This is a genomic window from Falsigemmobacter faecalis (assembly GCF_003863335.1).
GTDB lineage: Bacteria > Pseudomonadota > Alphaproteobacteria > Rhodobacterales > Rhodobacteraceae > Wagnerdoeblera > Wagnerdoeblera faecalis.
Genome location: NZ_RRAZ01000078.1, coordinates 1 through 2,575, shown reverse-complemented (window position 1 = coordinate 2,575; position 2,575 = coordinate 1). Strand labels below are relative to the sequence as shown.

The following is a 2,575-nucleotide window of genomic DNA, read 5'->3' as shown; positions in this document are numbered from 1 at the left end:
TGTAGGGAGGGGGCCGTCCACATATGGCACATCGATGCCGTCGGGGGGCGGTTACACTATCAGCGCCCATTTCCGACCTCCATTAATGAAAGGCCCCGCTGAGGGCGGGGCCAATGTGGGTTAACGAAGAGCCGGGCGCGCTTATTCAGTAAGGGTATGCCATGTACCTCCGCCCTTTCCGTCTCCCAGAACGTCCCCGGCTTTGGTGTCCTCGAAGTAAAGGTAGACAGGTTTGCCTTTGTGGGCCCACTGTTTTGTCCCATCGGTTCGATCAATGAGGGTCCAGCCTTCACCTTTGGTCTCACCCGCTTTGCCGAGGTAGGGCGGCCAGTTCCTGGCGCAGCCATCGTAGCAGGCTGACTGACCGTCAGTGTCTTTGTCAAAAGTGTAGAGAGTCATCTTCGCGTCGTCGGTCATTGGGGTTTGAGCCGACGCATAGCTAACCGGTACAAAGGCCAGGAGTGCGGACAGCAACCTGATCGATAGTCTCATCTTTATCACTCCCGGAGCATGCTGATGTGAGCTTGCCGGGAAGACGGTGTCACGCTGCTCCGCGACGAGACCCCATCCTGCCCATCTGGAGGGTGATCCTGAGAAAATGGGCTGTCATATCACCTTTTCGATACATGCCGTGACCGGCAGATATTTGCGCTATGCTCTCATCAGCCAATGCGTGGACCCTGAGCGCACCAGCCCGCGCAGGAGGCCATCCACAGCGGCGATGCGGGGGATATAGCTGCCAGCCTCGTCCGCCCCCTTCACGCGCTCCCACCGGAGCTTGCCCGCGCCCACGAGTACCTTGCCTGTGGCTGGCGTGCTCATCGGGTTTAGTGCGCCCGGCTGGCGGGCCTCGAGGGTCGCTGCCTCGATGAGGACATACTGGACTTCGACGGGCACGCTGTCTCCGTCGAAGTCCAGCGACCACCGGCCATTGTCGCGGCTGGCGATGTGGCGCTGCCCCCGCATGAGGGCCTGCGCCTGTTCGGTCTCATCCGATGGCCAGCCCGCCGCACCGGTCGAGGCGACATAGGCGGTGGCCTCGGCTGGGGTCACGGCGGGGATGATCATCGAGTGCATGGGGTCAGTCCTGTTCGGCAAAAGGCAGAGCCAATCCGGCCAGCTGAGCGTTCGTGGCGTCGTTCGGGGTTTCGACGCCTTTGGCCGCGAGGAAGGCGATAAGGGCGGCCTTGTTCATGCGGCCGATCTGGCTGGCGGTCGCCGTGATGCCCGAGACGTCCTCGCCCACGGGGAGGCCCGTCTGGCCATCCATGATGCGCTCACCCGCGGGCGCGAATGCCGCGTCGATGATCTTGACGCCAGCCTTGTTGGCCTCGGCCTTGAGCTCGGCACGCAGCGGATGCGTTGCGTAGACGATTTTGCGGTCAGTCATGATTGCCTCCTGAGCTTGGGATGGGGGCTGGCTGCCCAGCCCCACACCAAAGATCAGGCCTGGCCGACCGCCAGCACGCCTGCGGTGTGCTTGGCCGAGGTCGCAACCTTGTCCCAGTTCGAGCCGGTCGCCAGCTCGGCATCGGTCGGGGACTTGCCGCCGTTGGTCACGTCCCAGGTGTAGCCCTTGAGGCCCAGACCGAAGGTGTAATCCGACTACATCGTGGTCTCGATCCTGGGCTCAATGTTGGTGATCACGTCGCCAGCATCGGAGATCGTCGCAGCGCCGGTCACGAGGCCGAGGGCGCGGGACTTGGCGGGCACAGGCGTATCACCGGCCACAGCCGCCACGGAGAGCGCGGGCGCGTCGGTGATGACGATGCGCTTGTTCAGGATATCGACCACAGTCACGCCACCCGCCTGGAACAGGCTCTGGCCGTTGGCGAGGTTCTGGTCGATCAGCGAATGACAGGCCGCGCCGGTCATGATGTTGGCGATGATGTCCGCCGAGCGGTCGCCAAACCTGGCATGGGCCCCGTTCAGCGCGCGGTAGGTCAGCAGGCCGGTGGTCGAAACATCGTTGACCATGGTCGCATTATTGCCAATGGCTGCGACCAGTGCCGCGATGGCGGTGTTGATCTGGTCCTGCAGCAGGGCTTCGGCAAAGTTGCGCGAAGCGACCTCGATGCCCTCGGCGGTGGGCTTTTGCAGCCACGTCATCTGCCCCGGCTCAAAGCGGATCGGACCGAAGCCGCCCGCGATTTTCACCGATGCAATGCTGCCTTGCTGCAGGTCAGTCGCGGCGGCGGTGGCCTGGGCGGCATAGCAGTCAACGCGGCGCTGCGCGGTGTGGATCGCCTTCCAGAAGCTCTCCTGGAAGAAGTCACCATCGAAGCCCGCAGGCGACAGCACGATGGACCCGCCGGAAGCCGCGTTGAACTTGTGAACCGCTCCGTGTTTGCCGGAGGCTCATTATCGTTGGTTACGCGGCCATTGGTTTTGTTTCCAGAGCCGCGCAGAAGTTGGCCTCTGCCTCTGCAGGCGGAATGTTCCCGACAGGCTCAGGCAGACGGCGGTGATTGAACCAGTCAACCCCTTCCAATGTTGCGTATTCGACCGCAGCGCAGCCCCGCCATGGTCTACGTCGATGGATGACTTCTGCCTTGAAGAGGCCGTTTATAGTCTC

The 2,575-nt window shown here is 63.0% G+C and carries 3 protein-coding genes and 2 pseudogenes; all 5 read right to left on the bottom strand.

Annotated features, from left to right (window positions below; translation table 11 throughout):
- Positions 1 to 141: 141 nt before the first annotated feature.
- The gene (locus EG244_RS20000) at positions 142 to 492 is read right to left on the bottom strand and encodes a COG4315 family predicted lipoprotein (RefSeq protein ID WP_124966901.1); all 351 of its coding nucleotides are present in this window, start codon (positions 490 to 492) and stop codon (positions 142 to 144) included.
- Positions 493 to 651: 159 nt separating this feature from the next.
- On the bottom strand, positions 652 to 1,077 hold the full coding sequence (locus tag EG244_RS19995) for a hypothetical protein (RefSeq protein ID WP_124966900.1): 426 nt from the start codon (positions 1,075 to 1,077) through the stop codon (positions 652 to 654).
- A 4-nt stretch (positions 1,078 to 1,081) separates the two neighbouring features.
- Entirely contained in the window at positions 1,082 to 1,390 is a 309-nt protein-coding gene (locus EG244_RS19990) for a hypothetical protein (protein ID WP_124966899.1), read from the bottom strand.
- Positions 1,391 to 1,443: 53 nt separating this feature from the next.
- Positions 1,444 to 2,328: pseudogene (locus tag EG244_RS19985) on the bottom strand (major capsid protein); the annotation flags it as partial.
- Between the two features lie 43 nt (positions 2,329 to 2,371).
- Positions 2,372 to 2,575 (bottom strand): annotated as a pseudogene (locus tag EG244_RS19980) (IS3 family transposase); the annotation flags it as partial.